Origin of the sequence: Sodaliphilus sp., from assembly GCF_045598405.1 — a bacterium.
Lineage (GTDB): Bacteria > Bacteroidota > Bacteroidia > Bacteroidales > Muribaculaceae > Sodaliphilus > Sodaliphilus limicaballi.
In genome coordinates, this window is sequence record NZ_JAZLLZ010000129.1 from 1 (window position 1) to 7,159 (window position 7,159).

Sequence of the window (7,159 nt, forward strand, 5' to 3'; positions counted from 1 at the left end):
CAACAAGTAACCACCCCCCCTCTTCACACGATCTCCCACAGAGACACAGAGGCCACAGAGATTTTTTTAAGACATAAGATTCTAATTATTTTAATTTCTTTCAGTAAAACCAATCTCTGTGGACATTGTGCGAGATATAAAATTTCTTCTAATTTCGGATAATTTCTTTCAGTAAAAACCAATCTCAGTTTAATCTGATAAATCCATGGTTAAAAAATAAAATTATTCTAATTATTTTAATTTCTTTCAGTAGAAAAATCTCCGTGGCCTCTGTGGGAGATAATAAAATTTCTTTTAATTTCGGATAATTTCTTTCAGTAGAAAATCTCCGTGGGCTCTGTGCCTCTGTGGGAGTTGAAAAATTTCTTGCGGGTAATGTGAAAAAAATCTGAAAAAAGTAGTGAAATTTCCAATAAAAGTAGTACCTTTGTCGCTGAATTACAGATTTATGCTTAAATTCTGCTGTTGAGAATGATTGGGTGACATTTTGGTGAGCCGTGGAAAGAACAAGCCCCCCAGATAGACACTGCTGATCTCCCCCGACTCGAATAGGGCATGAGTCACCGCTTTTATGGATAGGACTAAACGTAGAAACAAGACAACGTGCAGCGAGGGAAGCCCATAGCCTCCCCCGGTGACTTTGTCTGTTTTTTTTGTTGCCCCTAACAAACCACAGATTACACAGATTAATCAGATTAAACAGATTTTTTAATCAGCGAAATCTGTAGTTATTGGACAAAAGAAAATTTATTCTAATTTTGGATAATTTCTTTCAGTTGCAAAAAAATAAATAAAAATAAATTAATAACTAAAAACAAAACATTTATGAAAAAATTACTAACTTTTCTAATGTTCTTCCTGCTAGCCACAGCCATGGCCCAAATGCAGGCAGAGACGAAGACCGTCAAATGGACAGCGTCCACTGCTGGCTACGATAACCAGGCAGAAGTAAAAACGGTTAATGTGGATGATGAAATTTCAATCACATTCGGCAAGGGTACTAATAATAGTAATGTTCCAAAGTATTATACTACAGGTGAAGCAGTGCGAGCCTATGGTGGTAACACAATTGCAGTTGCGTCTAATCTCGCAAAAAAAATCACAAAAGTCACTTTTACTTTTGCTTCTGGTGAAGGGACAAATGCGATAACGGCATCTGATGGAACATTTAATTCTCCAACTTGGACTGGTTCTAATGCTGATGTAACTTTTACAATTGGCGGAACTACTGGTCATCGTCGTATTGCTGCTGTTGAAGTTACTTATGAGGATGGTGGCGTAACTCCTCCCACTCCTACTACTTACTCTGTAACCGTTGCTAACAACATTACAGGTGGTACTGTAACTGCAAGTGCTACTACTGCGAAGGAAAATGATGAGATTACACTCACAGCAACTCCTGCTTCGGGCTATGAGTTTGGTACTTGGAACGTGACAAATGCGTCAACAAGCGCGACAATCACAGTGACCAACAACAAGTTCAAAATGCCCGCTGCCAATGTTAACGTTTCAGCTACATTCAATGAGGTTACACCAGGTCCTACACCTTCGGGTACTACTGCAACCTTTATTTTCAATACAGACGCAGGGCTTGCCGCTTTAGGTATCACGAAACCTGATGCCGGTGCAGGAACAGATTTAGGCACCTCGGCTTATACATCAAATGGCATAAGCATGACTGCCACTAATGGTGGAACAGAAACTCGTGTATGGAATTCTAACGGAACAACAAGCTTGCGCGTGTACAAAAATGGCGGAAGTTTGACTTTCTCTGGCGTGACTGTTGGCACAAAAATAAAGAAAGTAGAATTTACAGGTTCAAGCTTAAATAATCTTAGTCTGGCTAGTGATAACGGTACGTATTCTACTGGCACTTGGACTGGCGAGGCCGAGAACGTAATGTTCAATGCAACAGGTTCTGTTACGATTAACACAATTACTGTTACTTACGAAAACGGCACTACTCCTCCCACACCAGAGAAGGAGCTGATTGCTATAGGGGTAACTGGTACTCCTGCTGAGTTCTGGAAAGGTGATGCTTTCAACCATAACGGTATCACTGTAACAGCATTGTGGGATGACGAAGACGAAACCGATGTAACAAGTTTGGCTGAATTCTCTACTCCTGATATGACTACAGCAGGTGAGAAAACTGTAACTGTAACTTATCAAGGCGAAACTACAACTTATACTATCAATGTACAGACTATTGCCAACACCGAGGCTACTGCTTACACTGTTGCCGAGGCTAAGACGCTTATCGACGCTGGCAAGGACCTCGAGACCGAGGTTTACGTTAAGGGTACTGTAAGCCAGGTTGACAGCTATAATTCAACTTACGGCTCAATTACTTATTGGATTGACAACAATGAGTTTGAGGTTTATGGAGGTTTGAACTTTGGCGGCGAGAAATTTGCAGCCCAAACCGATATCACCGTTGGTGACGACGTGGTTGTTAAAGGTAAAATCAAGTTATTCACCAACACTAGTGGTAGTACCTACGAAATGGACAAGAATAATGTTCTTGTTAAGCACGACAAGGTTGCTACCCTCTCTATCGCTGACATCACAGTGGCTAAAGGCGAAGACATCAATCCCGTTGTCACTACAAATGTCACTGGCGAATATCTGATTGAATATGTTTCGGACAACGAAGACGTAGTTATCGCTGTCGACGATGAGTTGGCTACAGGCGATGAGACTGGTACTGCAAATATCACCGCTACCCTCGTTGCCGATGGCTATAAGGCTGCCGAGACAACTTTCATGGTTACTGTTGTAAATCCTGTAACCAAGTATGCTATCACTGTTGCTCCGATGGAGAATGGTACTGTAACCGCAAGCGTGGCTGAGGCTGCTGAGGGCGACGAGGTGACACTTACTGTCACTCCCGCTGAGCATTATTCTCTGGAATCTCTCACAGTTGCTGGTGCAAGTGGCAAGGTAACCGTTGCCGATGGCAAGTTCACCATGCCCGCCGAGGCAGTGACCGTTTCTGCTACATTTGTTGAGAAGGCTAAATACACTGTAACTATCGCGACTCCCGAGAACGGTACTCTCGTGGTTAAGGATGGCGAGACTGCTCTCGAAAGCGGTGCTCAAGTTTACACAGGCACAACCCTTACTATCGAATGTACTCCCGCTGCCGGCTACCAATATAAAAGCTGGCAGTATAAAGAAGGTGAAAAGAATTGGGCAACCAGGACTACTGGCATGACTTATGAAGTCAAAGACAACGTGTCTATTCGCGCTAACTTTGAGGTTATTCCCACCTACACCATTGCATGGTATGAGGATGGTATCGAAAAGCAGAAAGACGCTAATAAGCTTGACGGCGAAGCTGTAACAGCTTATGAGGTGCAAAGCGAAATCAACGGCAAGAAATTCGTTGGCAAATGGATGAAGGATGTTGAGATCATCGAGCCGCAGGACGAAGTTCCCGCCTATGTAGATGCACCCACAACTGCTAATGCAACCACTGCCGGTAACTACTATGCAGTCTATGCAACCGAAACAGGTGGTCAAGGCGGCACAGGAACAACCGATGTGCTTAACTTAAGCACCACCGGAGTGACAGAAGGCTCTACTACTTATACCGACTGGAGTGGAAAAACTGCAACCTCTACTGCCGTATATGCAGGTAACAATGCAGGCGGTTATAAATCAATCCAGCTCCGCTCTAAAAATGATAATTCAGGTGTTGTGACCACAAAATCTGGCGGCAATGCTACTAAGGTTGCTGTTGAATGGAATAGCAGTACAATGGACGGTCGCACGCTGAATGTATATGGTAGCACCTCTGCCTATACAAATGCGTCAGACTTATACTTAGATGAAACGCAAGGCACTTTGATTGGTACTATTGTTAAGGGTACATCTACTGAACTTGATATTACAGGAGACTATCCTTACATTGGCTTACGCTCGGCTTCAGACGCAATGTACCTCAGCAGTATCTCTATCACCTACGGCGGTGGCGGTGGTTCTGTAACTTATAGCGGTTACACTACTCGTCCTGCCAATACTGTGAAGGTTGAGTCTATCGAGCTGAGCAACAAGACCACTGAGTTCTATGTGGATGATGAGTTTGTGAAAGCAACCGTTACTGCTCACCTTGACGACAACACTACTAAGGATGTAACCAATGCTGCTACATTCACAGGTTATGACATGACACAGGTTGGCACACAAACTGTCACTGTCACCTATCTCGACAAGACTGCAACTTACGACATCGAGGTTAAGCCTCAGGTATCAACTCCCGTGTTCAACCTTGAGCCCGGCACCTACGAAGGCACAAGTAAGAAGGTGGGTATCTCTTGCGAAACAACCGGAGCAAAGATTTACTACACAATGACCCCCGGCGTTACCGAGCCCACACTTTACACCAAGCAGCTTGATGTAACAGGCGAGACCACAATCGTTGCTTATGCAATGGTGGGTGATGGCAGTGGCAAGCGCACCAGCGAGAGCGCAACTGCCGAATACAAACTGGTAAGCGTGTTTGCTCCCGCAATCAGTCCCGAGACCAAGACTTCTAACGAACCTGTTGCTGTCACCATCACTCAAAACAGCAATCTCACAGGCGCTAAGACTTATGTCAAGATTAACAATGGCGAAGCACAACTTTACAAAAATGCGTTTGTAGTTACTTCGACAAGCACTGTAGAGGCCTACACCGTAGCTGGCGAGAACGAAAGCTCACACGTGAGCGAGACCTACACAATCACCGCAGCTCCCACTCCTGGTGGCGAACCCATCACTGCAATGATTAATTGGGCTATGGATGCTCAACCCTCGGGCGTAAATTCTGGTTCATCTATCAACACCTATGAACTTCTGTGCAAGGTAACGAAGGATGGCACAGAATACATAGACGGTAACAGAACTGACGAATTGGTTCTTTCACAGATTTTAGCAGCTAACTATAGCAAGTATAAAGCTCTTCGTGTAGGTGTAAGTGGACAAGGAGGTACAATTACGCTTCCCATCACTCCTGCAATCAATGTACAGTCGATTACATTCAACGCCGCTCTGTTTGCTTCTCAAACAGATTCCGAGACAATGACTGTTGCTGTGAATGGCAATACTGTGGACACAAAGACCATTACAACTAGCGTTGATAATGGATTTAACGGTTTCACAATCCAAATGGATGGTACAACAACATTGAGCACAATCACGTTCTCTTCATCTAACTACACTTACTTGCGTGATGTTACTATCGTTGGTACAACCGCAACTCCTGTTCCTGCAACTGGTGACTTCAAGCTGGTTACAAGCGCTGATGACTTGGTGGCAGGTCGTGAATACATCGTGGTTTCTAAGCCTGGTGATGCAATTTACGGCTTGAGCATTGACAACGCCGACGCTCATGGCGTGGGCAGCGATGGAGAAGCCAAGACAACCAAGAACTGGCGTCGTGCTGAGACTGGCGTAACACTGAGCGAGAACTTCTACACTGCAACCCTCGAAGAGGGCAGCAAGGTGTCAGTATTCACACTCGGTGGCAACAAGGAAACTAACGAATGGCGTTTCAACTCGGCAAACGGTTACCTCGTTAAGGGTGCAACAACCTCTGCCGAGACTTATCTGCCCCTGTTGCTCACTGCTGATAACAGCGAAAAATTCAGCGTGAACGTTCGCTTTGACAATGTGGCTGAGCTGCACTTCAATGGAGCTGATAGTGATCGTCGCATCAAGTGGTTCAGCAACCCCTCAGAGGGCGTTGACTACCCCCGCTTCGGTAACTATTCAAATGACAACAAGAACTACAGCGAGGTTTACCTCTACTGGCGTGAGGCTCAAAACGAGGTTACCCTGGGCGAACTCGAGGCTAACGGTATCGAGGACAACGACAAGGTTTACACCATCACAGATGACTTGGTAGTATTTAAAGTAGTTGGAAATACCGCTTGGGCTCACGATATGGCTAAGTCTTATGCTTACCGCGAGAACACCTATGACGCAACATGGTATGGCGGTTATAATGCCGACTCTTACACTCAGCACAACTGGGTTATGCTCACATTCCCCGAAGGCACCGATATGAATAATACGGTTGAAAACCGACAGCTGAAAAATGTGAAGGGTACTTATCACGGTCACAAGGGCGTCAGCCACGTGATCGATGTATCTAGCTTTGGTAATGCTGCTATTGAAGGAGGAAACAGCGTGAGTGCTAACACCTACAACATGGCAAGCTTCTGGGACGACAACACTTATGACTATGTAACTGTTTTGGGCAAGAACTTCTTCTTCATGAATCCCAAGATTGAGGAGGTTTGCTACATCACCGAGGCTGTGTGGAACGGCACTGGTTTTGTGGTTCCTGCTAACCAGACTGTTATGAGCGGAGGTGAAGAAGTTCATCTCAACTCTGGCGACCTCAAGGGTGGCGTGAAAGTCAACTGGGCATACAATGACGGAGGCGCACCTGCCGAGATCGGTGAAGACCGCTATACCATCCTTGCTGTTGTAACCAAGAATGCTTCGGCTCACGCAGCTGGTGGTGCTGCTGGCGCTCCTGCTAAGGTTGCTCCGTCAGCATTCGTTTCTGACTACGTGGTCTATCCTCTCGACTTTACTGTAACTAACAACATCGTTACTGAGGTGAAGGATGTTGACGTTGCTGGCCGTGAGGTTAAGAGCGTGCGCTTCTACGACATTGCTGGTCGTGCTCGCAGCGAGGCTCAGCCTGGCATCAATATCGTGGTTACTGAGTACACCGACGGTACTCACAGCACTGCCAAGATGGTGCGTTAATCGCGATTTCTTATAATTAACAGATTACCCTGGGGCATAATTGCTTCAGGGTAATTTTTTACTGAAAGAAGATTGCTTTTTACTGAAAGAAATTATCCGAAATTAGAAGAAATTTTTTCTTCCACAGTGATTGGTTTTTACTGAAAGAAATTAAAATAATTAAAATAATTTTATTTTTTTAAACACGGATTTATCAGATTGAACTGAGATTGGTTTTACTGAAAGAAATTATCCGAAATTAGAAGAAAATTTATATCTCCCACTGAGTCCATAGAGATTGGTTTTTACTGAAAGAAATTAAAATAATTAGAATAATTTCTTATTCAGTTAAATCAGAGCAATCTGTTGTAACTATACTACAATAGATTTTTTTTGCAGATTCCACGCGCGGATC

General features: G+C 44.4%; 1 protein-coding gene. It reads left to right on the forward strand.

Going from position 1 to position 7,159, the window contains the following annotated elements; all coding sequences use genetic code 11:
• Positions 1-825: 825 nt before the first annotated feature.
• Positions 826-6,765, forward strand: a complete 5,940-nt coding sequence (locus ACKI3C_RS09060; RefSeq protein WP_407404231.1) for an InlB B-repeat-containing protein — start codon at positions 826-828, stop codon at positions 6,763-6,765.
• Positions 6,766-7,159 lie beyond the last annotated feature (394 nt).